General features: G+C 69.2%; 20 protein-coding genes and 1 tRNA gene. 16 read left to right on the forward strand and 5 right to left on the reverse strand.

Going from position 1 to position 22,955, the window contains the following annotated elements:
- Positions 1-538 precede the first annotated feature (538 nt).
- The 9 genes from dnaN to SM611_RS15090 all read left to right on the forward strand — a co-directional run bounded on the left by dnaN (position 539) and on the right by SM611_RS15090 (position 11,506).
- Entirely contained in the window at positions 539-1,681 is a 1,143-nt protein-coding gene (dnaN, locus tag SM611_RS15050) for a DNA polymerase III subunit beta (RefSeq protein ID WP_371950150.1), read from the forward strand.
- Between the two features lie 141 nt (positions 1,682-1,822).
- Positions 1,823-2,746: a phosphogluconate dehydrogenase (NAD(+)-dependent, decarboxylating) gene (gene gnd, locus SM611_RS15055; RefSeq protein WP_371950151.1), complete on the forward strand. Its 924-nt coding sequence runs from the start codon at positions 1,823-1,825 to the stop codon at positions 2,744-2,746.
- Positions 2,747-2,819: 73 nt separating this feature from the next.
- Positions 2,820-3,947, forward strand: coding sequence for a DNA replication/repair protein RecF (gene recF / locus SM611_RS15060; RefSeq protein WP_371950152.1), 1,128 nt, complete (start codon positions 2,820-2,822; stop codon positions 3,945-3,947).
- A gap of 4 nt (positions 3,948-3,951) precedes the next feature.
- Positions 3,952-4,545, forward strand: coding sequence for a DciA family protein (locus SM611_RS15065; protein WP_371950153.1), 594 nt, complete (start codon positions 3,952-3,954; stop codon positions 4,543-4,545).
- Positions 4,546-4,881: 336 nt separating this feature from the next.
- Entirely contained in the window at positions 4,882-6,819 is a 1,938-nt protein-coding gene (gene gyrB, locus SM611_RS15070) for a DNA topoisomerase (ATP-hydrolyzing) subunit B (RefSeq protein WP_443112134.1), read from the forward strand.
- A gap of 123 nt (positions 6,820-6,942) precedes the next feature.
- Positions 6,943-9,465, forward strand: a complete 2,523-nt coding sequence (gyrA, locus tag SM611_RS15075) for a DNA gyrase subunit A (RefSeq protein ID WP_371950155.1) — start codon at positions 6,943-6,945, stop codon at positions 9,463-9,465.
- 42 nt (positions 9,466-9,507) lie between these two features.
- Positions 9,508-10,563 carry a DUF3566 domain-containing protein gene (locus tag SM611_RS15080; RefSeq protein ID WP_371950156.1) on the forward strand — a complete coding sequence of 352 codons (1,056 nt, stop codon included), beginning with the start codon at positions 9,508-9,510 and terminating at the stop codon, positions 10,561-10,563.
- Positions 10,564-10,655: 92 nt separating this feature from the next.
- Positions 10,656-10,729 (forward strand) — tRNA-Ile (locus tag SM611_RS15085).
- Between the two features lie 444 nt (positions 10,730-11,173).
- Positions 11,174-11,506 (forward strand): hypothetical protein, encoded by a 333-nt coding sequence (locus SM611_RS15090; RefSeq protein WP_371950157.1) that lies wholly within the window; start codon positions 11,174-11,176, stop codon positions 11,504-11,506.
- Positions 11,507-11,543: 37 nt separating this feature from the next.
- Here the strand turns inward: SM611_RS15090 and SM611_RS15095 are convergent, their stop codons facing one another.
- The 3 genes from SM611_RS15095 to SM611_RS15105 all read right to left on the reverse strand — a co-directional run bounded on the left by SM611_RS15095 (position 11,544) and on the right by SM611_RS15105 (position 15,299).
- Positions 11,544-12,191, reverse strand: coding sequence for an NYN domain-containing protein (locus SM611_RS15095; RefSeq protein WP_371950158.1), 648 nt, complete (start codon positions 12,189-12,191; stop codon positions 11,544-11,546).
- Between the two features lie 154 nt (positions 12,192-12,345).
- Entirely contained in the window at positions 12,346-13,800 is a 1,455-nt protein-coding gene (locus tag SM611_RS15100; RefSeq protein ID WP_371950159.1) for a tyrosine-type recombinase/integrase, read from the reverse strand.
- Positions 13,801-14,561: 761 nt separating this feature from the next.
- The gene (locus SM611_RS15105; protein ID WP_371950160.1) at positions 14,562-15,299 is read right to left on the reverse strand and encodes a TetR/AcrR family transcriptional regulator; all 738 of its coding nucleotides are present in this window, start codon (positions 15,297-15,299) and stop codon (positions 14,562-14,564) included.
- A 63-nt stretch (positions 15,300-15,362) separates the two neighbouring features.
- Between SM611_RS15105 and SM611_RS15110 the strand changes: the two genes are divergently transcribed.
- The 3 genes from SM611_RS15110 to SM611_RS15120 all read left to right on the forward strand — a co-directional run bounded on the left by SM611_RS15110 (position 15,363) and on the right by SM611_RS15120 (position 17,062).
- Positions 15,363-16,031, forward strand: coding sequence for a class I SAM-dependent methyltransferase (locus SM611_RS15110; protein WP_371950161.1), 669 nt, complete (start codon positions 15,363-15,365; stop codon positions 16,029-16,031).
- Positions 16,032-16,176: 145 nt separating this feature from the next.
- Complete coding sequence (locus SM611_RS15115; RefSeq protein WP_371950162.1) at positions 16,177-16,548, forward strand: DoxX family protein; 372 nt, start codon at positions 16,177-16,179, stop codon at positions 16,546-16,548.
- 127 nt (positions 16,549-16,675) lie between these two features.
- Positions 16,676-17,062, forward strand: coding sequence for a hypothetical protein (locus SM611_RS15120; protein WP_371950163.1), 387 nt, complete (start codon positions 16,676-16,678; stop codon positions 17,060-17,062).
- A 458-nt stretch (positions 17,063-17,520) separates the two neighbouring features.
- On the opposite strand, the gene SM611_RS15125 is transcribed toward SM611_RS15120, so the two are convergent.
- Positions 17,521-18,408 carry a dioxygenase family protein gene (locus tag SM611_RS15125; RefSeq protein ID WP_371950164.1) on the reverse strand — a complete coding sequence of 296 codons (888 nt, stop codon included), beginning with the start codon at positions 18,406-18,408 and terminating at the stop codon, positions 17,521-17,523.
- A gap of 246 nt (positions 18,409-18,654) precedes the next feature.
- Between SM611_RS15125 and SM611_RS15130 the strand changes: the two genes are divergently transcribed.
- Positions 18,655-19,362 (forward strand): bleomycin resistance protein, encoded by a 708-nt coding sequence (locus SM611_RS15130; protein WP_371950165.1) that lies wholly within the window; start codon positions 18,655-18,657, stop codon positions 19,360-19,362.
- A gap of 459 nt (positions 19,363-19,821) precedes the next feature.
- Here SM611_RS15130 and SM611_RS15135 read toward each other — a convergent pair whose 3' ends face one another.
- Entirely contained in the window at positions 19,822-20,172 is a 351-nt protein-coding gene (locus SM611_RS15135; protein ID WP_371950166.1) for a VOC family protein, read from the reverse strand.
- Between the two features lie 259 nt (positions 20,173-20,431).
- Between SM611_RS15135 and SM611_RS15140 the strand changes: the two genes are divergently transcribed.
- The 3 genes from SM611_RS15140 (at position 20,432) to SM611_RS15150 (ending at position 22,955) form a co-directional block, all read left to right on the forward strand.
- Entirely contained in the window at positions 20,432-20,665 is a 234-nt protein-coding gene (locus tag SM611_RS15140; RefSeq protein WP_371950167.1) for a hypothetical protein, read from the forward strand.
- Between the two features lie 88 nt (positions 20,666-20,753).
- Positions 20,754-21,554 (forward strand): helix-turn-helix transcriptional regulator, encoded by an 801-nt coding sequence (locus SM611_RS15145; protein WP_371950168.1) that lies wholly within the window; start codon positions 20,754-20,756, stop codon positions 21,552-21,554.
- A 477-nt stretch (positions 21,555-22,031) separates the two neighbouring features.
- Positions 22,032-22,955: a DMT family transporter gene (locus SM611_RS15150; protein ID WP_371950169.1), complete on the forward strand. Its 924-nt coding sequence runs from the start codon at positions 22,032-22,034 to the stop codon at positions 22,953-22,955.

Raw genomic sequence — 22,955 nt, forward strand, 5'->3', positions numbered from 1 at the left:
AGGTTGTGGAAAACCCTGGGGATTTTCGTGGATAACCCGGTGGGCAACCGCTGGAAAAGCTGAGGATGAAGGGTGGACGGATGTGGACCGGCTGTGGGCCCGCGTCGCCGCCCTGGGGAGAACCGGTGGACAACCCGTGGACGGGCTGGGGACGGCCTGGGGACGAGCCTGTGCGCAAAGCCCGCCATCAGCCGCCCGCTGTACACAGGCCGCCGAACCCGATGACATACCCGTGGAGAACTCGTGGAAAACCGGGGGATGACTTGAGGATGACGTGTGGGGACAGTTTCGCCGTCCCCAGGCCGTCCCGCGCCGTCCACCGGCCATGCACAGGCCCGGTGGACAGAGAAACGCGGGATGACCTGCGGAAACGGGCTCTGTCCACACTATCCACGGCCCCTATTACTAGTACTGCTCTACTTCTCTATCCAAGGAAAGATCCATCTCAAGTCAGGGCCTGGGGACAACCTGCCCCGAGCTCCCCGGTCCGGCCGAGATCACCGCACCCTTGTCCGACACCCGCAGGAGGCTGGTCCCGTTGAAGTTCCGCATCGACAGAGATGCCCTCGCCGACGCCGTCGCCTGGACCGCGCGCACACTGCCCGTCCGGCCGCCGGTGCCCGTCCTCGCGGGCATGCACCTCGTCGCCGGTGGCGAGGGCAACGACGACCGGCTGAAGCTGTCCGCGTTCGACTACGAGGTCTCCGCCCAGGTGTCCACGGAGATCGACGTCGAGGAGGCGGGGACGGCCCTGGTGTCGGGCCGCCTGCTCGCCGAGATCTCGCGCAGCCTTCCTCCCCACCCTGTGGAGGTCACGACGGACGGCGCGAAGGTGATGCTCCGCTGCGGCAGCGCGAAGTTCACACTCCTCACCATGCCTGTGGAGGACTACCCGACGCTCCCGGAGATGCCGCCCGCCGCGGGCTCGGTGGGCAGTGACGAGTTCGCCGCCGCCGTCTCCCAGGTCGCGATCGCCGCCGGCAAGGACGACACGATCCCGATGCTGACCGGCGTCCGGGTGGAGATCGAGGGCGAGACGGTCACGCTGGCGTCGACCGACCGCTACCGGCTGGCCGTCCGCGAACTGCACTGGAAGCCGGAGCGGCCCGACTTCTCCGCGGTCGCGCTCGTCCCGGCGCGGACGCTCGCCGACACCGCCAAGTCGCTGACCGCCGGCGCCGAGGTGTCGATCGCGCTCGGCGGGGCGGGCGGCACCGGCGACGGCATGATCGGTTTCGAGGGCGGTGGCCGCCGCACCACGTCCCGGCTGCTGGACGGCGACTTCGTCAAGTACCGGTCGCTGCTGCCGAGCGAGTACGCGGGCCTCGCCGAGATCCAGACCGCGCCGTTCATCGAGGCGGTCAAGCGCGTCTCGCTGGTCGCCGAGCGGAACACGCCCGTCCGGCTGTCGTTCAGCCAGGGCGAGGTCGTCCTGGAGGCGGGCACCGGGGACGAGGCTCAGGCCGTGGAGGCCCTTGAGGCGTCCCTGGAGGGCGAGGACATCGACATCGCCTTCAACCCCGCGTTCCTCCTCGACGGGCTCTCAGCGATCGGATCGGACGTGGCGCGGCTGTCGTTCACGACGCCGACGAAGCCGGCCGTCCTCACCGGGAAGCCCCCGCAGGACGGGGAGAACCCCAACTACCGTTACCTGATCATGCCCGTCCGGCTGTCCGGATAGGGACGGGCCCCGGGGCATGCCCCCGGACGCGCGGGGGACTAGGACGGGACGTAAGACGCACGCACTCAGGCAGTCACGAGCGGGCAGTGACGCACGGACGGTCACGCATGGCAGTCACGCACAGGGGAGAGTGAGCTTTTCATGGAGCTTGGGATCATCGGCCTGGGCAAGATGGGCGGCAACATGGCCGAGCGGCTCCGCCGCGGCGGCCACACCGTCATCGGCTATGACCACGACCCCCAGGTCAGCGACGTCGGGTCGGTCGAGGAGCTGGTCGAGCGGCTCTCCCCGCCGCGCGCGGTGTGGGTGATGGTGCCCGCGGGCAAGCCCACCGCGGACACCATCCACAGCCTGGGGGAGATCCTGCAGCCCGGCGACCTCGTCGTCGACGGTGGTAATTCACACTATGTGGACGACCAGAAGCACGGCGAGGAGCTCGCGGCGAAGGGCATCGGGTTCGTCGACTGCGGGGTGAGCGGCGGCGTGTGGGGCCTGGAGAACGGCTACGCGCTCATGGTCGGCGGCGACGACGACAACGTGAAGCGGCTGATGCCCATCTTCGAGACGCTGAAGCCGGAGGGGGACTTCGGGTTCGTCCACTCCGGCAAGGTCGGCGCGGGCCATTACGTGAAGATGGTCCACAACGGCATCGAGTACGCGATGATGCAGGCGTTCGGCGAAGGCTACGAGCTGATCGAGGCCAGTCCCCTCGTCACCAGGGTGCCGGAGACGTTCCTGAGCTGGCAGGAGGGCACGGTCATCCGGTCCTGGCTGCTGGACCTGCTGAACCGCGCGCTCGCCGGCGATCCCGAGCTGGACGATCTGCGCGGCTACGCCCACGACTCGGGCGAGGGCCGCTGGACGGTGCAGGCGGCGGTCGAGCACGCCGTCCCGCTGCCCGCCATCAGCGCCTCCCTGTTCGCCCGCTTCGCCTCCCGCCAGAGCGACTCCCCCGCGATGCGCGTCGTCGCCGCCCTCCGCCAGCAGTTCGGCGGCCACGCGGTGGCGGCCGCCGGCGACGACGGCGACTCCCCCGGCGCCGACGTCACCCCTCCCAAGGTCTGACCCCGCCGCCCACGGGCCGCCGCCCACGGGCCCGCGGCCCGATCGGCGCCGGTGAGGCTCTACGCTCGTGCGGGTGCACGTCGCCCACCTTTCGTTGCAGGACTTCCGCTCGTATCCGGCCGCCGAGGTCGCGCTGGAGCCGGGAGTCACCGCGTTCGTGGGGCCCAACGGGCAGGGCAAGACGAACCTCGTCGAGGCCATCGGATACGTCGCCTCCCACAGCAGCCACCGGGCCTCGACGGACGCGCCGCTCGTCCGGCACGGATCGCCGCGCGCGATCGTCCGGGCCGGGGTGGTGAAGGACGACCGCAAGGCGCTGATCGAGCTTGAGATCAACCCGGGCAAGGCGAACCGGGCGCGGCTCAACCGGTCCCCCGTCCCCAGGCCGAGGGAGATCCTGGGGATGCTCCGGACGGTGCTGTTCGCCCCGGAGGACCTCGCGCTGGTGAAGGGCGATCCGGGGGAGCGGCGCCGGTTCATGGACGAGTTGCTCACCGCGCGCGCTCCGCGTTTCGCCGGTGTGCGTTCCGACTACGACCGCGTCCTCAAGCAGCGCAACGCCCTGTTGAAATCGGCGGCCGCGCACAGGCGTTCCCCTGGTCCCGAGGTGCTCGCGACCCTCGACGTGTGGGATTCGCACCTGGCGCGTACGGGGGCGGACCTGCTGGCGGCACGGCTGAGCTTGGTCGAGGCGCTGCGTCCGCTCGTCGCGCGCGCCTATGCGGCCCTTGCTCCGCACAGCGGTGCGGCGGACCTCATCTACAGGAGTTCGCTGGGGGACGTGGAGTTGTCCACAGACCGTGGACAACTCGCCGAGCAGCTGATGGCGGCCGTCGGCGAGTCGCGCAAGCAGGAACTGGAGCGGGGGGTGAGTCTCGTCGGCCCGCATAGGGACGAGCTCGTCCTGCGCCTGGGGGAGCTCCCGGCGCGCGGTTACGCGAGTCACGGCGAGTCGTGGTCGTTCGCGCTCGGCCTGCGGCTCGGCGCGTTCGAGCTGCTGCGCGAGGACGGCGACGATCCCGTCCTCATCCTGGACGATGTGTTCGCCGAGCTGGACACGGGGCGCCGCAGCCGGCTGGCGGCCATGGTGGCGCCGGCCGAGCAGGTCCTGATCACGGCCGCCGTGCCCGCCGATGTCCCGGCCGAATTGACGGGGGGCTCGTATACCGTCGCCGACGGCGAGGTCGTCCGGAAGGGGTGAGCGCGTGAGCGACGATCCACAGGATGTGCACGACTCCGCCGCGGACGAGGCGCCACCGGCGCCACCGGCATCACCGGCATCACCGGCATCACCGGCATCACCGGCATCACCGGCATCACCGGCGCCGCCGCCCAAGTCGGGCATCGAGCTGGCGCGCGAGGCGCTCGCCCAGGCGAAGGCGGACGCCCTGAAGCGCGGCACGCTCCCCGGCCAGAACGGCAAGCGCAAGGGCCACGGACGTGTCGTCCGGGTGCGGGACCCCAGCCGCGGCGGCGACCCGAAGCCGTTCGGTTCCGCGATCCGCGACCTGCTGGCGTCCCGCGGCTGGGAGCAGCGGGCGGCCGTCGGCGGCGTGTTCGGCAACTGGGCGGGGATCGTCGGCGCCGATCTGGCCGAGCACACCCGTCCGGAGCACTTCGAGGACGGCGTGCTCACCGTCGCCGCCGACTCGACGACGTGGGCGACGCAGCTGCGCCTGCTGTCGTCCACCCTCGTCCGGCGGTTGAACGAGGAGCTCGGGCACGGCACCGTCCGCCGGGTGAAGGTGGTGGGCCCGTCGTCCGGCCCGCGCCGGACCGGCGCCTGGCGCGTGCGCTGAATCCGGCTCCGGCGGGTGGGAACATCTGTTCGGGGCACGGCGGGCCGAGTTCAGCGGCCAGCGCCACGTAGGCCAGAGAACCCCCCGGGCCCTATAGGGGGATGTAGCTCCAGGCCCTCCCGGCCGCCACACGCGCACACAGCGCTCGTGAGTGCCACTTTTTGTCGGCCCACCCGGTAGAATGCATGTGGGTTCAGGATGCTGCGCCGCCATGGGGTGCCCGGGGCTCTGACCAACGCGAACAGAGCACAACCGGGTGCCCCCATGTGTGTTACGGGGCACACCGCGCCTCCCTCGGGCGCGGAGCGGCGGACATCCCCGGCAGGAGGATCTCCTTTGGCGTACGACGCTAGTTCGATCACTGTCCTTGAAGGGCTTGAGGCGGTTCGCAAGCGCCCGGGCATGTACATCGGCTCGACCGGTGAGCGCGGTTTGCACCACCTCGTCTACGAGATCGTGGACAACGCGGTCGACGAGGCCCTCGCCGGCTATGCCGACGACATCCTGGTGACGCTGCTGGCCGACGGCGGCGTCAGCGTGGACGACAACGGCCGCGGCATCCCCGTCGGCGAGCATCCGGTCGAGAAACGCCCGGCCATCGAGTTGGTGCTGACCACGCTGCACGCGGGCGGCAAGTTCGACGGCAAGTCCTACGCCGTCTCGGGCGGCCTGCACGGTGTGGGCTCGGCCGTGGTGAACGCGCTGTCCACCCGGTTGGAGGCCGAGGTCCGCACCGACGGCCACGTATGGCGCCAGTCCTATACGTGGCAGGGGCCCGAGACCGAGCTCCGCAAGGGCGAGCCGGCCGACAAGACCGGCACGATCATCAGGTTCTGGCCGGACCCCGACATCTTCGAGACGACCGAGTGGAACTTCGAGACCCTCTCCCGCCGCATGCAGGAGATGGCGTTCCTCAACCGCGGCCTGTCCATCACGCTGCGGGACGAGCGGCCCGACCACTCCAACGGTGAGCCGCACGTCGTCCGGTACCACTACGAGGGCGGCATCGAGGACTTCGTCCGCTACATCAACGCGCGCAAGGACGCCGTACACGAGTCGGTGGTCTACTTCGACGACGACACGCAGGGCATGTCGTTGGAGATCGCGATGCAGTGGAACTCGTCCTACGCCGAGTCCGTGCACACCTTCGCGAACACCATCAACACGGCGGAGGGCGGCACCCACGAGGAGGGCTTCCGCGCGGCGCTCACCACGATCGTCAACCGGTACGCCCGCGACAAGGGCCTGCTGCGCGACAAGGACGACAACCTGACCGGCGAGGACGTCCGCGAGGGCCTCACCGCGATCATCTCCATCAAGCTGGCCGATCCGCAGTTCGAGGGCCAGACGAAGACCAAGCTCGGCAACACCGAGGCCAAGTCGTTCGTCCAGAAGGCGTGCAACGAGCACCTGCGCGACTGGTTCGAGGAGAACCCGGGCGAGGCCAAGGAGATCATCAACAAGGCCTCGCAGGCCGCGCGGGCACGGGTCGCGGCGCGGCAGGCGCGCGACCTGACCCGGCGCAAGAGCCTGCTGGAGTCGACGTCGCTGCCCGGCAAGCTGTCGGACTGCCAGTCCACCGACCCGGCGAAGTCCGAGCTGTACATCGTCGAGGGCGACTCCGCGGGCGGCTCCGCGAAGGGCGGCCGCAACCCGCACTTCCAGGCGATCCTCCCGATCCGCGGCAAGATCCTGAACGTGGAGAAGGCCCGGATCGACCGGATCCTGAAGAACAACGAGGTCCAGGCGATCATCACGGCGCTGGGCACCGGCGTGCACGACGAGTTCGACATCGCCAAGCTCCGCTACCACAAGATCATCCTGATGTCGGACGCGGACGTCGACGGCCACCACATCAACACGCTGCTGATGACGCTGCTGTTCCGGTTCATGAAGCCGCTGATCGAGGCCGGCCACGTGTACCTGTCGCAGCCCCCGCTCTACAAGATCAAGTGGGACGCGCGGGGCAACGAGGCCGACTACGCCTTCTCCGACGCCGAACGGGACGCGATCATCGAGGCCGGGATCGCCGCCGGCAAGCGCGACCCCCGTCCCCGCGACCAGGTGCAGCGCTTCAAGGGCCTCGGCGAGATGAACGCCAACGAGCTGTGGGACACCACCATGGACCCCGACAACCGGGTCCTGCTGCAGGTCCAGCTGGACGACGCCGCCCAGGCGGACGAGCTGTTCAGCGTGCTCATGGGCGAGGAGGTCGAGCCCCGCCGGGAGTTCATCCAGCGCAACGCCAAGGACGTGCGCTTCCTCGACATCTGAGATGCGCGCCGCGCGCCGGGCTCCCAGCGGCTTCGCTCCCACGGCTCCCGCCCAGCCCGGCACGCGCAGGCAGGCGCACTTCCTTCCCGCTGAGCTTCCCACCGAGCAGAAGAGGTCTTGAGAGTGACGGACGTGACCACAGAGGGCGGACACCCGGGCGAGCGGATCGAACCGGTCGACATCCAGGTCGAGATGCAGAAGAGCTATCTCGACTACGCGATGTCGGTCATCGTCGCGCGCGCGCTGCCCGAGGTACGCGACGGCCTCAAACCCGTCCACCGCCGCGTCCTGTACGCGATGTACGACGGCGGCTACCGCCCCGACCGCGGCTACTTCAAGTGCGCCCGCGTCGTCGGCGACGTCATGGGGAACTACCACCCGCACGGCGACTCCGCCATCTACGACGCGCTCGTCCGCCTCGCACAGCCCTGGTCGATGCGGTACCCGCTGGTCGACGGGAACGGCAACTTCGGCTCGCGCGGCAACGACCCGGCCGCGGCCATGCGGTACACCGAGTGCCGCATGGCGCCCCTGGCGATGGAGCTCCTGCGCGACATCGACAAGGAGACCGTCGACTTCTCCCCCAACTACGACGGCCGCTCGCAGGAGCCGGACGTCCTGCCGTCGCGGTACCCGAACCTGCTGGTCAACGGGTCCGCCGGCATCGCGGTCGGGATGGCGACGAACATCCCGCCCCACAACCTGCGCGAGGTCGCCGACGGCGTCCGCTGGTACCTGGACAACTACGGCGCGTCCGACGAGGAGCTGCTCGAGGCGCTGATCGAGCGGGTCAAGGGCCCCGACTTCCCCACCGCCGGGCTCATCGTCGGCCGCAAGGGCATCGAGGAGGCCTACCGCACCGGCCGCGGCTCCATCACCATGCGGGCCGTCGTCGAGGTCGAGGAGATCCAGGGCCGCACCTGCCTCGTCGTCACCGAGCTCCCCTACCAGGTCAACCCGGACAACCTCGCCCTCAAGATCGCCGACGGGGTCAAGGACGGCAAGCTCGACGGCATCGCCGACGTCCGCGACGAGACGTCCGGCCGGACGGGGCAGCGCCTCGTCATCGTCCTCAAGCGGGACGCCGTCGCCAAGGTCGTCCTCAACAACCTGTACAAGCACACGCAGCTGCAGGAGACGTTCGGCGCGAACATGCTCGCGCTGGTGGACGGCGTGCCGCGCACCCTGCGCATCGACCAGTTCGTCCGGCACTGGGTCGCGCACCAGATCGACGTCATCGTCCGCCGCACCCGGTTCCTGCTCCGCAAGGCCGAGGAGCGCGCCCACATCCTGCGCGCCCTGCTCAAGGCCCTCGACCGGATCGACGAGGTCATCGCCCTGATCCGGCGCTCGCCGTCCGCCTCGGAGGCGCAGCAGGGCCTGATGAGCCTGCTGGAGATCGACGAGATCCAGGCGCAGGCCATCCTCGACATGCAGCTGCGCAAGCTCGCCGCCCTGGAACGCCAGCAGATCACCGACGAGTACGACAAGCTCATGGCGGAGATCGCCGACTACAACGAGATCCTGGCCTCGCCCGAGCGGCAGCGCCAGATCGTCGGCGAGGAGCTCGCCCCCATCGTCGAGAAGTTCGGCGACGACCGGCGCACCGAGATCATCCCGTTCGACGGGGACGTCTCCTACGAGGACCTCATCGCCGAAGAGGGCGTCGTCGTCACCATCACCCGCGGCGGCTACGCCAAGCGCACCAAGACCGACCTGTACCGGGCGCAGCGGCGCGGCGGCAAGGGCGTCCGCGGCGCGCAGCTGAAGCAGGACGACATCGTCGACCAGTTCTTCGTCACCTCGACGCACAACTGGATCCTGTTCTTCACCAACAAGGGCCGCGTCTACCGGGCCAAGGCGTACGAGCTGCCCGACGCCGGTCGCGACTCGCGCGGCCAGCACGTCGCGAACCTGCTGGCCTTCCAGCCGGACGAGCACATCGCCCAGGTCATGACCCTGCGCGACTACGACGTCGCCCCCTACCTGGTGCTCGGCACGAAGAAGGGCCGCGTCAAGAAGACCGCGCTGAGCGACTTCGACTCGCCCCGCACCGGCGGCATCATCGCCATCAACCTCGTCGACGGCGACGAGGTCATCGCCGCGCGGCTCGTGTCGTCCGACGACAACCTGCTGATGGTCTCCACGGGCGCCCAGGCGATCCGGTTCCGCGCCGACGACGAGTCGCTGCGGCCCATGGGACGCGCCACGTCCGGCGTCATCGGCATGCGTTTCGAAGAGGACCAGGAAGTCCTCAACATGCTCGTCGTGCAGAACGGCTCGGACGACGTCCTCGTAGCCACCCAGGGTGGCTACGCCAAGCGGACTCCGGTGGACCAGTACCCGCTTCAGGGACGTGGGGGCAAGGGCGTGCTCACCGCTAAGATCGTTGAATCGCGCGGGATGTTGGTAGGGGCCCTGATGGTCGGCCCCGACGACGAGGTCTTCGCGATGACGTCCAACGGCGGCGTGATCCGCACCACCGCCGCGGAGATCAAGCAGTCCGGCAGGCAGACCATGGGTGTCCGCCTGATGAACCTCGCGGACGGCGACAGCGTGGTGGCGATCGCGAGGAACGTAGAGTCCATGGAGGACTCGGAGTCCGTCGAGGACTCGGACGACGGCGAAGGGGGCGACGGTGAGTGACGTATCCTGCATCGTCACCGAGCCGCTAGGCCAGGAGGACACGTGAGCACCGAGCCCGGCAAGAACAAGGGCGGGCCGCCCGGCGCGGCCGCCTCGGGGGCGGGCGGCGCAGGCAGGAATTCCGCCGCCAAGCCCGGGTCGGCCAAGTCCGAATCGCCCAAGCCGGATCCGTCCTCGCCCAATCCGTCCTCGCCGAAGGCCGAGCCGTCCAAGCCGGGGTCGAAGCCCTCGGCGAAGACCGTCGCCGCCGCGTCCGGCAAGTCCGGGCGGGACGAGACGACCGTCGACCTCGAGCCGGCCAAGCCCGCCGACTCCGGCGCCCCCGGCGCCGAGAAGCCCCCCGCGGGGTCGGAGACCACCAGGCTTGACCTGGCGAAGATCGAGGACAAGCCGGCGAAGCCCGCCGACACCCCCGAGATCGCCCCCGTCAAGGACACCACCGAGAGCTCGTCGTCGTCCTCCCCCGGCCCGGCGGGCTGGGCCAGGCCCGCCGAGCCGTCCGGTTCGGTCTCGGCAGGACGTACGGAGAGCGCCGCGAAGCCGTTCAGACCGGCGAACGCGTCGTCCGGCCCCGGCCCGTCCGGCGGCTCCTCGTCGAGCGGCGGCTCGTCGTCCGGCGGCTCGTCGTCCGGCGGCCGCGGCTTCGCCGGCACCGTCCTCAAAGACCGCCCCTCGACGTCCGTGGCACCGGCGAACTCGGCCAAGCCCGCGAACGGCAAGCCCGCCCGCAAGGCCCAGCTCCAGCTGGCCCGGCTCGAACCGTGGTCGGTGATGAAGTTCAGCTTCGTCATGTCGCTGGTCTGCTTCGTCGTCCTCCTCGTCGCCGTGATCGTCCTGTACGTGATCCTGTCCGCCCTCGGCGTGTTCGACGCCATCAGCGACACGGTCAACAGCCTCACCAGGGAACAGGGCGAGACCACCGGCAGCGTCGACGCCGGCAACTGGTTCTCCTTCATCCGCGTCTTCGGCTACACCGTCCTCGTGGGCGCCCTGAACGTCATGCTCATCACCGCCCTCTCCACGGTCGGCTCCGTCATCTACAACCTCTCCGCCGACCTCGTCGGCGGCGTCGAGGTCACCCTCAAGGAGGCCGAGTAGCCCCACCCCGCCGCCGTCCGGCAATCGATTTCCGGTTGTCCGCCCAGATGGGGTAACCTCTCGTTGCGCCGCCAGGGGCGGCGGCACACTCCGGGCCTATAGCTCAGTCGGTTAGAGCGCATCCCTGATAAGGATGAGGCCGGTGGTTCAAGTCCACCTAGGCCCACCCAGTAATCCCAGCTCAGAGGCCGGTTCCGCGTCCAGCGGACCCGGCCTCAAGATCTTTTGGCACTCCGATGGCACTCGGACCTCGCACCACGAGGACGCACCAGCCGACAGTTCGCGTCCGGCGTGCCGGTCTGTCAGCCCCCCGTCGAGATGCGTGCGAAGCCTTCTAGCCAGGAAGGCTCCAAGCCGAGGCTCGAAGGCTCGCCCCAGATCCTCAGAGCCGATGTAGCGGCCTCGGCCAGGCACCGTTCCAAGGGCCTCTGCTGGCGCAGGGGGGAAATCGTGCACATAAGGCGCCCGGACCGAGCGCGGTCCAGGCAGTGGACGAGGATCGAGCGCGATCCGGGAGGTGGCGGCGGTAGCCGGACATGGTGAAGCACAGCGGACGAGCGCACCGAGCGTGAACCGGCGAGCGCATCGGTCTCCGCGGCGAGAGCGATCGGTGAGGTTCTCGCTTTCGGACGAAGAGCACGCGCTGGTGGCCTCGGCGGCAGCGGAAGAGCGACTTGCGCTCGGCGCGTACGCGGCACAGGCGGTGCTTGCCGCCGCGCGCGGCAGCGCCCAGCCGCAATACGCGCTGCTGCGGGAGGCCTTGAAGACGGTGATGCATGCGGCCGGGCAGGCCAGGCGTATCGGCGTGAACCTCAATCAGGCGGTCGCCGCCGTGCACTCGGGGGAACTGCCGCCTGAGCTGCGCTGGTACATGGATACGGCGGCGCGTACCGTGCGGCATCTCGATGACCTCGCCGAAGAGATCCGCCGCCACCTGCCCTGACGCCGAACTCAGGTGGTCGTGTGTCCGGTGAGGACGGTCACGCCCACTTGTCGGGACGTTGGCGAACCAGCCCCTTGTCCGGGACGGAGTCGGGTAGTAGCGAGGCCTTCAGATGCTCCTCCCTGATCGGGAAGGAGGTCACCATGCCGTCGAACCGGCTGGGGCTGCCTCTGCCTGGAGGGCAGGCGACCAGTATCGGGCGAGTGGGTGCCAACTCCAGCGAGGCCTGGATCGCGGGTAGGAAGTCGGTGTCCGTTGAGACCAGCAACGACAGTTCGCCGTTGCCCAGTGCGGCGTCCCGGACCATCTCGGTGGCCAGTGCGACGTCAGTCAGCTTTTCCTCGTAGGTACGGTAACGCTGCTGAGGCGGCTGGCACCGGCACTGCCACTGCGCGCCGCAGGCCCGGCAGCTGATCCGCATGTTCTTCACCTTGAAGTGGCCTCGGATGACCTGCACCTGCGGCCGGTGCGCCGTCAGCGCGGCCAGGTACGTCTCCTGGCGACGCGCGGCGTCCGGCTCGCCTTTGACGATGGCGGTGAAGTACTTCACAGCTCGCACCGTGTCATCGCGCCGCATCCGTTGCACCAACTGGACGATGTCGAGCCACAGGTAGGCACGGCCGTACTTGGACTTCAACCCGTGGTAGAGGTTGAACCCGTCGACGTACGCGATCGCATCCGGCACGTGACAGAACGTTAGACGTCGGTGGAGGTGGCGCGTGCCGGAAGTAGTAACTATCCTGGGTGGCAGACGAAGTCGGTTACGGCCGACAGGGCGGCCCCGTTCAGGGGCCGCATTTTTTTGTGGGGCGAATACGCCCCCGAGGCGGGACCTGCCGTCAGGCCGTGCTCAGGTGGGGGCGGGAGTCGGGGCGGAGAGCCAGAGCCACGTCGGCGATGGCGGCTCGGAAACGTTCGTTCTCGGCTTTGAGAGTGTCCAGCTCGGAAGTGTCCGGGGCTTCGTTGACCTGGGGTCCGCGGATCTTGCCGAGGGCGGCGAGCGCGGTCTCATCGGCGTTGGGCAGGGTGTGGAGGTACTGCTCGGTCGTGGCGATCGAGGCATGGCCCAGGCGTTCCTTGACGACCTGGAGGTCTGCGCCGCCGGCCAGGAGCCAGGAAGCATGAGCGTGGCGCAGGTGGTGCGGGGTGACATGGTCCAGCCCGGCGGTCTTGCAGGCCGGGTTCCAGATCTGCTTGCGGAACCAGTCGGCGGGGATGTGACCGTCGGACTGCCGTACGCGCGGCGAGCGCGGGCTGTCCTTGCCTGTGGCCCGACGCTGGGCGCGGTAGAGGCGGTAGGCCTCCCTGCAGTACTCGCAGCGGCACTTTCCAGTGGTGTAGGCGGTGAGCGAGCCGTGGTCGTAGCTCTTCCCCTGTTCGTTGGGGGCTGTCTTGCCGCGGGCACCAGGCACCGGAACGGGACGTAGCTTCCTGGGCTTCGGCTGATCAACGGGTAGGTACTGGAAGAAGAGGTCGTCCTCCCCGAGGCCTCGGTCCCCAACGTGTGCCTGGAGCTTGCGGACGATCTGGGGGCTGAGTTTGAAGCGGCGGTACTCCTTGCCCTTGGGATAGGGCTTGACGAGGAAGCGGCCTTGGGTCGGATGGAACTTCGGGTTGAGTTCGACGACCGTCCTGCTGACTGTGAGGACGCGCGTGGTGAAGTCCAGGTCTTTCACACGGAGTTCGGCCGTTTCGCCCCAGCGCAGCCCGCTCTCGATGACCGTCTCGACGAGCAGGCGGCTGTCGGCGTCGGGCAGCGCCCGGTAGAGGCTGTCGAATTGCTTGGCCGTGATGACCTTCTTCGGCCTCTTGGGGACTGGCGGGATCCGCACCCCGCGGCTGGGATGCTGGCTGATCACCTGGTCGTTGAGGGCCGTGGTGAAGATCGAGTTGAGGATCCCCCGCTTGCACTTCTGGATCGTGGCCGCGGATGCCCCCTTGCGCTGCATCTCGGTGATCCACTCGCGGACGTGCTCGGGGAGGATGTCGCACATGCGCATGGGGCCGAAGAAGCCCATGAGGTGTTTGTTGATCTTGTAGGTGTAGTCCTGCCGGGTGGTCGCCTCAAGGACCTGGTGCGGCAGCCACTTCTTCTCGACGTACGTCTGGAAGGTCTGCCGCCCGCGGCGCCGGTCGCCCAGCCCGCCTTTGGCGATCTCCGCCTCGGCGGCGTGCCATGCGGCGATGGCCTCCTTCTCGGTGGTGAACGTTCCGGCCGTCTGGCGCCTGCCGCGCGCATCGTCGTACATCGCGCGGTAGCGAGGGACGCCGGACTTGGTGAACCGGACCTGCACCTGACCCAAGTCGATCACTCCGCAGTTGATCGTTTGGCACTCTCATGGCACTGGATCTTGCGATATCGAGTGCCATGAGGAGGGATCGTCTGACACTCGATCAACGCTCTGACCAGTAGCTTAGCGGAAATTATTGACTCTGGGTAACCATTTGAATGCATAACGATGAGCGCTGATAAGGATGAGGCCGGTGGTTCAAGTCCACCTAGGCCCACTCGGAGTTGGGAGTGGTGTGCCTGCGGAGAGCGCAGGCCGCCACTCCTTCGTCATGTTTGCCCGGGGGGCGACCCCCGGACCCCCGATGTGGGGGCTCCGCCCCCACGCCCCTCCCGGCTTGGGTTGTCGGCCTCCCGTCTCTTTGCGCGGGGTCCTGGCTTCGGTTGGCGGCTTCCCGTCTCTTTGCGCGGGGTCCTGTTCGGGCGACCGGGGCGCCCCTGCCGTAGGGGCTCCGCCCCTACGCCCCCTCCTAGCTTCGGTTGTCGGCCCCGCAGCAGGGAGTTCCTGTGCCTGGCCCAGCCGATGCCGGGCCGGCGGACGCCCCGCAGGACCTGTATGCCGCCCACAGAGCCGATCTGGTGGGCGAACCACACGTCGACGAGGCCGAAGAGATCCGGTGGACGACGCTGGACGCGGCACAGCGGCTCATCAGACAGGGCGAGGTCGTCGGAGCGGCGACGGCCATGGCCGTCCTGCATGCGCTCGCAGCGAGGGCAGCGGCTGCTCCCCGGACCGAGCGGGTGGGGCTCGGCCCGGCATGTGGGTCACTGTGCCGGGTGCCTGGCGGCAGCAGAGCTGGGCGAGGAATCACGGGGTTCTGGAAGGTGGTCATCCTGGCCACGGCTGGTCCGGCGATCCGGGCTTGCCGCGGGGGCGGTGCAGAGTTGGGCGGTCAAAGTGGTGTAGGCCCACTCCTCCCACTCGTCCGGCGACCAGCCGCGATCCTGGACGAAGAGCAGGTACAGCTGCGGGCTGAGCAGCCCGAACAGCAGGTCGGCGGCCATCGCGACGGAGACGTCTGAACGGGCATCGGGCTTGCCGGCCAGTGTCTGGGCCGCGGCGTACTGCACGGTGTAGCGGGGATCGGGGCCGTCGGGCCACCGTGCGGCGATCTGCGGATCGGTGGCCGCGGCGGCCGCGATCAGCGGCATGATCGGGGCGACCCGGCCCAGGATCTCGCGGGTGCCGTGGACGTGCGCGCGCAATTGCCCGGCTGCGGTGGGCTCGGCGCACGCGGCGCGAAACCACTCACGATCCATGGTGGCGACCGGTTCGGTGTCCCCGGCGATGGATGTGTCGACGACGTCCTTGAACAGCGTGCGCTTGTTGCGGAAGACGAAGTAGACGGTCTGGACGGCCACGCCGGCCCGGTCAGCCACCTCCTGAAGGCTCGTCGCTCCGTAACCCTGCGCGACGAACAGCTCGCGAGCCGCCTCGATGACCTTTTCACGGGTGCGGCGGGAGCGCTCGGCTCGCTTGTCCGGCCGCTTGACTTTGTCCATATTGCACGAGTATAGCTCTAGAGTACGTCACTAGAGTTCAACTCTATTTTCCTGGAGGGGACGATGGACCAGTCCAACGCCGCCCGGAAGCCGGAACCGGATCTGGCCTCAACGAAGCGAGACCCTGAGGAGGAGTCCGTCCACCGCGCGCTGGAGGGCTTCTACCGCACCGGCAAGCCACCGTGGGACACCGGCGTGACGCCGCCTGAGCTGGTCGCCCTGGTAGAAGGGCGCGGCGCGCTGCCGCCCGGCCGCGCCCTGGAACTCGGCTGCGGTACGGGGACCAACGCCGTCTACCTCGCCCGGCACGGCTGGGAGGTGACGGCCGTCGACCTGATCGGCCGAGCCGTCGACCAGGCCGGCAAGAAGGCCGCGGCGGCAGGAGCAGCGGTACGGTTCCTGCACGGAGACGCCACCCGCCTCGACGAGCTGGACGTGCCGGGCCCCTTCGACCTGTTCTTCGACCTGAGCTGCTACTGCGGGATCCCGCTGCACCGCCGCGACGCCTACGCCGCCGGGCTCACCCACCGCGCCGATCCCGGAGCACGGTTGCTGATGTTCGGGTACGGCCCCGAGCCGCTCGGCAATCCGATCCCCAAGATCACGTCGTGGGCGGCGGGCGTCACAGCCGACGAGCTCCGCGCCAGGTTCCCCGGCTGGGAACTACTCGACGTCACACCGGGCACCAACCCGGTGCCGACCTTCTGGTTCACGCTGCGCCGCAACGCCTAGGAGGCATCAGCCAGCCGGTGTTCTCCCGAGGCCACGAGCCGCCGTAGTAGCGGGCGACACCGGCCGGCAGCACGCCCGAACGCCACCATCCGGGGTCCCCGCCTCCCTGAGCCCCCGGCCCCCTGAACGATGAGGACACCCAGACATGAACCTGCTGCTGTGGATCCTGCAAGCGGCACTCGCAGCGCTGTTCGGCGCCGCGGGCGTGATGACCTCGGCCCAGCCCAAGGACAAGCTCGAACCCAAGCTGCCCTGGACGGCCGATTTCTCCACCCACACCGTCCGCTTCATCGGTCTCGCCGAACTGGCCGGCGCGCTCGGACTCATCCTTCCCGCCTCCACCGGCCTCGTCCCGATCCTCACCCCACTGGCGGCCACTGGCCTGGCTCTGCTGATGGTGCTGGCCGCGCTCACCCACTCGCGACGCAAGGAGTCCACGGCGATCGTGCTCAACGCGGTACTGCTGATCGCAGCGGCGGTCATCGCGTGGGGACGCTTCGGCCCCCACGCGCTATAGAAGGCCCCGTGATAGCAGCGGCCGGCTCTGGCCCCCGTATCCCCTCCCGGCTTCGGTTACCGGCCTCCCGTCTCTATGTGGCGGGCGGTGCTGTGGAGAATGCTCGACTGAGGGCAGGTGACGGTGGATGAACCGCCGGAGTGAACGCACCGATGCCTACGCCGGCTTTCTCGGCCTCGCCCAGGCGGACGTCCGTATCCTGCGCATAGCCCTCTTCCGCTTTGCTCACGGTGTGCCCGACGATGCGGAGGCGCGCAGGATGATCGACGAGGCCGGTGAGATCGTCGTCGCCTTCAACGAAGCGCTTGCCAGAGTGGAGATCGTGGGATCAGAAGAGGCACCGGACAAGGCCAAGCAGGTGTCTGAGGCTGCGGCGCAGGTCGGCTTGCGCCTGAGCAACTCCTACCTCTCAGGGCAGCCGACGGAGTTGGAAGCCGGGACCGCGGCTCATCGGGAGCTGAGACGCGAGGTGGCGGAGTTCGCCGCTCTATGCCGCCGCGAGCTTTCCGACTGACGGCAGCGACACCTGTGCGAGCTCGCCCCACTCATGGAGCGGGGATGAACTGACGATGTCGAGGCTGACAACTCCGTCCAGCCAGTGCGACTCGTAATTGCGTGGTGTGCGGTGGAGAGCGCGAGCGTCACTGGTGGGACGACCAGGTGAGGGGCCACGGGGTGACGAGGGGTTGAGTTGTGGCCCGAGGCTTATCCATAGGAGGAGGGTATTTCTCCACAGGTTGTGGATAACCGGCTGCGGCGACAATCCCTGTGTGGAAGTCGGGGATGGCTCCGAGGTCCGTGGGATCGCCGGCCGGGAGGCGATCTGACGTTGGCGCGTCCGTCTCAATCTTGCACGCGGCGTGGGGGGCGGGTCGGGGACGTGCCGGTCTCGGGCGATCTCGGATGGCGAGCACGAATGTCAGCCGTGCCGGAACGGCGAGATCGATCCGGCGCTGGGGCTGAGGCTGGGCATCAGCGCGCCGGCTCTGGCTCCCGGCTCAGGACCAGGTCGAACTCGGCGTGTCGGAAGGGGGCCTGGACGCCATTGCGCGCGGCGGACTCCTCGTCGTGCGACTCCGTGAAGTCGACGATGAGGCTTTGCTTGACCGCGAAGACGGCGTCCGAGTCCAGATAGGGGCTGCCCGCCACGAAGATGTGGGTGGTCAGCGGGACGTACCCGTCGGCCTGGACGATGAAGTGAATGTGCGCGGGACGGTAGGGATGCCGCCTGGTGGCGTTGAGAAGCCGTCCGACCGGGCCGTCCGTGGGGATCGGGTAATGGCTCGGGAGGACGGTGCGGAAACGGAACCGTCCCTCGGCGTCGGTCCGAAAGAGCCCGCGGCCGTTGCCGGGCGGTTGCGAACCGGGCTGCTGGACGTCGTAGAAGCCCCTTTCGTCGCACTGCCACACGTCGACCTCTGCGTTGGGCAGCGCTGCTCCATCGGCGTTGAGCACGCGTCCGGACACCACGCATGGTTCGGCTTCGCCGACAAGGTCGATGCTGTCGCCGAGCGCACGCGGCGGCGACTCGACCATGTGGAAGGGGCCCAGGACGGTGCTCTCCGTCCCGCCCTCCTGTTCGTTGAGCGTTTCCACGAGCATTGAGACGCCCAGAACGTCCGACAGCAGTACGAACTCCTGCCGGGTGTCGGTGCAGTTCTGGCCCACTGCGGTAAGGAACTCGATGGCCTGTTCCCACTCCTGGACGGACGGTCTGGTCTCGCGGACGAACGCGTGCAAGTGACGGGTGAGCGCGCCCAGCAGTTCCCGGAGGCGAGCGTCCGGGGTCTCGCTGAAACTATGCTGGACGGCCTCTGTGGCGCTGTCCTCGTTGAAGTCCACGATGCCTCCCGGCCTCATTGTCCACAGTCTGTGGAAAACTCTGCGGTTGGTTAACACGGGCCTAGCCGGAACAGGCGCTGATCTTCGTCTCCACATCTGCGGGCGAATCGGCCGCAGGGCCGGCCGTCATTCGCGTCGCGATCATCATCCTCCACCTCTGCGGCTTCGTGCGCGTGGACGGCGTGACGCGTGCCTTGCACGAACCCGGCCCCCGGCTCGCTAGTTAAGTTTGACTACAGCCCTCGACCGACCTACGCTCCGGGAATGGGCGAGAAGGCGATACCGATCTATCCGTGCCGTTCAATCGAGACGACCTGGGAGTTCTATCGGGCGCTCGGCTTCGAGCAGGCGTCCTGGCAGACGCGTCCCAACCCCTACCTCTCCGTCCGTCGGGGCGATGTCGAGTTGCACTTCTTCGGGTGGAAGAAGCACGACCCGGCCGCGTCCATGAACATGTGTTACGTCACCACCTCGGCTGTGGACGACCTGTACGAGTCGTTCCGCGGCGGGCTCAAGGAGGCGCTCGGCCGGATCCCCGCGCGCGGGCTTCCGAGGATCAGCGCGTTGCGCGACATGTCGTACGGGATGCGGCAGTTCCTCCTCAGCGATCCGGACGGCCTCCAACTCCGCATCGGCCAGCCCATCTCGGACGACCTGGAGCATGCGCCGATCCCGACCGGGACGGTGGCCAAGGCCCTCCACATGGCCGCGCTTCTGGGCGGCGACTCGAAGGGCGACCACCGGGCCGCCGCGCGAATCCTCGATCACCTGCTGGCCTCGGGGGAGCCCCTGACCTCGTCCGAACGCCTCAGGGCACTGGTCCTGCGGGCCGATGCCGCCGTCCACCTGGAGGAATGGGGGCGCGCTCGCACCCTCGTCGATCAAGCCCGCGCCGTCCCCGTCCCGGACTCGTCCGGGACGGGTGACGACCTCCAGCGACTCGCCGACCTGGAGGAATCGCTTCCCGCCTGAGGAGGGCGCGCCGCCGGCGGCGGGTTGGGGACACCGCTGGGGATTGCTGTGGGTAACGCTGTCCACCGGCACGGGCCGCATGTGGAGGGCCGCTGCCCACAGGCTGTGAACGGGCTGTGGGCAATGATGCCTGCGAAGGCGTCTTGCCGCTGGTCAGCGGCTTTTCCACGACGTGGACAACCGGGCGGGCGGGCTGGGGGCAAGCTGGGGAAGAATGGTGGACGCGGCACCGGGCGTTCGTGCCCAGGCTGTGCACGACAGTTATCCACAGGTTGTGGATTCTGTGCGCGGCGCGGCGATCGCGGTGATGCTGGAAAGGACGGCGCGCGGGGCGCCGTCCAGACCGTGGAAAGCCCGGCTGTTCTGGGGATCCGCCTGTGGACGCGACCTCCGGATCGCCTGCTCCAGCGATGAGGGAGGTGTGCGTCATGGTTGTCCACAACCTGTGGATGACGGTGTCTAGAGGTCCTTGGCCAGCGGGTGCCGCGGCTGGTAGATCGGCAGCTCCGCGCCGCTCGGCAGCCTGATCGCCGCGAGCAGCCCCCAGCTCTGCTCGCTGATCGGCACGTCGACGTGGACGCCCTTGCGGACGAGGTCGTCCAGGGTGGCGTGGATGTCATCGCACATCAGGTAGAACTCGTGGCGCGGCTGCCCCTCGGTGGGATGCGCCGCCAGTTCCGCCGGAGGCAGCTTGAAGATCAGCCATCCGTGACCGGCGTCGACGTCCGGCAGGCCCAGCACGTCCCGGATGAACGCGCGGTCTGCCTCGGCATCCCGGCTGTAGAGGATCACGTGTGCACCGTTGATCATGAACGCTCCCTTCGCTTCCCCGTCCCTACCCGCATGCGGGGGATGAGGTTGGAGGCGTTCTCCGTTGATTCGTACATGACTCGCGTGATTCGGCTTCGCGCCGTCCAGGCCGGCGGCGCGTCGCACCCGGCGGGACGCGGGTGCGGGAGCATACGGTGGTCTGCGGCCGGTGCCGAGCGGTCCGCGGGAGTCGCGGGGCGCACCGTGAAACCGGCTCCGACCTGCGAACACCAGTTCGAATGCGTGCTACGCTCCCGGCATGGGGCACTTGCTGAACGAGCCGGTCCGAACGGAGCACGACCCGGCGGGACGGCTCACCGCGTACGAGTGGCGGGGGGCGCGCTACGCGGTGGACGAGGTGCTGAAGACCTACGGGACGCCCCGCGAGGGCAGGGTCTACCGGGTACGGGTCACCGGCGCCGAGGGCGTGGCCGTCGCGGAGCTCGGCCGTGACGAGGATCGCTGGCGGCTCCGGCACATCTTCTCCGCCTGACCCGCGAACGGGGCAGGGCGGGCCCCGCCCCGGCGACCAGACCCTGTGGACGAGGGTCAGCGGGATCCAGGGGGCCCCGCTCGACCTGTTGACAGCCAGGATCGGCCGCCGGCACTACGCACCGCATACCCATGACGAGTACGCCATCGGGGTGACGGTCGACGGCCTGGAGACGATGCGCTACCGGGGCGAGAAGATCTACTCGGCGGCCGGGAGCGTCGTCGTCGTCGAACCCGGGGAGGCGCACACCGGCGGTCCGGCGCGTCCGGAGGGGTTCGCCTACCTGTGCCTCTACCCGGGCGCCGACCTGCTGGGCGCCGCGACGGCCGCGGAGCCCGGGCCGGTGCCGGCGGAGCCTCACTTCCGCCACCCGATCATCGACGACGTCCGACTCGGCGAAGCCCTGCGGCTGGCCCACCGGGCCCTCCGGCTCGGCGAAGATCCCCTTGAAGGCGAAACACAGCTGCTCGGAGTGCTCGGCGCGCTCGTCGAGCGGCACGCGGTCCACAGGCCGAAGGCGGCGCCGCAGCGCGGCCGGCCCGATGCCGCCCGGATCGCACGCCAGGTCGCCGCCCGCCTCTCCGACGAGCTGACGGCCCCGCCGACGCTCGCCGAGATGGCCGCCGACCTGGAGCTCTCGCGCTACCAGTTGCTGCGGGCCTTCCGCGATGCCGTGGGCATGCCGCCGTACGCGTGGCTCGCCCAGCATCGGGTGACGCGCGCCCGCGCGCTGCTGGACGCGGGCCACCGGCCAGCCGAGGCGGCGATGCTCGTCGGGTTCGCCGACCAGGCCCACCTCACCCGCTGGTTCCGGCGCGTCCTCGGCGTCACGCCGGGCGCGTACCGCAACAGCGTTCAAGACGTCACGACCCGCCGTCCCGCATCCTGAGAACGTCCGCTCTCGAGGGGCCGAGAACCTCCCGGCGCCGATCATGGCCGGACTCGAAACTCCACCCCGCCCAGGGCGGCCGCCCTGCAACGACACCCGTCCCAGCCCGCCCCTGCGGCCAGAACCCATGGTGAGGAGGCATCCAGTGCAGGAGTCCGGCCAGGGGCCGCCACCGCCCAGGGCGTCCGGTCTGGGCGCTTCGGTCGGGGCCCCAGCCGGGGCTTTCGGTCTGGGGTGAGCGGATGCGGCGCAGGCGGCTGAGGTACGGGCCGTCGGCGTCCGGCGGCACGGGTGGCTGGTGTGCGAGCGCCAGGCGCGTATAGGCGATCCGCGCCCGGCGGGCTGGTCGTCGCCGTTGGCAGGACGGGCCGGTGTTGATCGACGGGCGGGCGGTGGTTGACGGCGTGGAGGTGCTTGGCCGGGAGGCGGGCGGGCCGGTGGTCGGCCAGGGAAATGGACGAGAACGGGGAGGCCGTGATGAGTCGTCGTGGGTGGTTTCTGTTCACGCTGATGAGCGTGCTGTGGGGCACCCCCTACCTGATGATCAAGGTGGCGGTCGAGAGCGTCTCGGTGCCCATGGTGGTGTTCACGCGGACCGCGCTCGGCGCGCTCATCCTGTTGCCGCTGGCGATCCGGTCCGGGCAGTTGGACGTGGTCCGGCGGCACTGGCGTCCGCTGCTGCTGTTCACCGCCGTGGAGATCCTTGGCCCGTGGGCGCTCCTGTCGGACGCCGAGAACCGGCTGACCAGCTCCATGACCGGGCTGCTGATCGCCGCCGTCCCCATCGTCGGGGTGGTGCTGGCGAGGCTCACCGGCGATGCGGAGCGGCTCGGCCCGGTCCGCTGGGCGGGTCTTCTGGTCGGCCTGGCCGGGGTCGGCGTGCTCGCCGGCCCGCACCTCGGCGGCGGCAGCACGTGGGCGATCGGCGAGGTCATGCTGGTCGCGCTCGGGTACTCGATCGCCCCGGTGATCGCCACCCGGCGCCTCCAGGACCTGCCGAGCATCCAGATGGCGGCTTTCGCGCTGGCCATCGCCGCGCTCGTCTACACCGGTCCCGCGATCGCGACCTGGCCGGACGCGATGCCGAGCGGACGCGTGCTGGCCGCGCTCATCGGGCTCGGCCTGATCTGCACGGCACTGGCGTTCATCGTGTTCTTCGAGCTGATCCGTGAGGTCGGCACGTCCCGCGGGATGGTGTTCACCTACGTCAACCCGGCCGTGGCGGTCGTCGCCGGAGTCCTCTTCCTCGACGAGCCCCTCACGGCGACGATCGTCGCCTCGTTCGCTCTCATTCTGGGTGGATCCGTCCTCGCGACGGCGCACCGATCCCCAGCCCCCGCGTCCACGACCGGCGAGCAGGTGGAAGGCGCGAAGCCCGCACCCGAACCAGCCTCCGGATGA

Origin of the sequence: Actinomadura monticuli (genome assembly GCF_041463655.1) — a bacterium.
Classification (GTDB): domain Bacteria; phylum Actinomycetota; class Actinomycetes; order Streptosporangiales; family Streptosporangiaceae; genus Spirillospora; species Spirillospora monticuli.

Coding starts and splice junctions, on each gene's coding strand:
- SM611_RS15140 (WP_371950167.1), top strand. CDS start 20,432: ATGGGGCACTTGCTGAACGAGCCGGTCCGAACGGAGCACGACCCGGCG.
- SM611_RS15150 (WP_371950169.1), top strand. CDS start 22,032: ATGAGTCGTCGTGGGTGGTTTCTGTTCACGCTGATGAGCGTGCTGTGG.
- SM611_RS15105 (WP_371950160.1), bottom strand. CDS start 15,299: ATGGACAAAGTCAAGCGGCCGGACAAGCGAGCCGAGCGCTCCCGCCGC.
- gnd (WP_371950151.1), top strand. CDS start 1,823: ATGGAGCTTGGGATCATCGGCCTGGGCAAGATGGGCGGCAACATGGCC.
- SM611_RS15130 (WP_371950165.1), top strand. CDS start 18,655: ATGGGCGAGAAGGCGATACCGATCTATCCGTGCCGTTCAATCGAGACG.
- SM611_RS15125 (WP_371950164.1), bottom strand. CDS start 18,408: ATGAGGCCGGGAGGCATCGTGGACTTCAACGAGGACAGCGCCACAGAG.
- SM611_RS15120 (WP_371950163.1), top strand. CDS start 16,676: ATGAACCGCCGGAGTGAACGCACCGATGCCTACGCCGGCTTTCTCGGC.
- SM611_RS15135 (WP_371950166.1), bottom strand. CDS start 20,172: ATGATCAACGGTGCACACGTGATCCTCTACAGCCGGGATGCCGAGGCA.
- SM611_RS15115 (WP_371950162.1), top strand. CDS start 16,177: ATGAACCTGCTGCTGTGGATCCTGCAAGCGGCACTCGCAGCGCTGTTC.
- SM611_RS15110 (WP_371950161.1), top strand. CDS start 15,363: ATGGACCAGTCCAACGCCGCCCGGAAGCCGGAACCGGATCTGGCCTCA.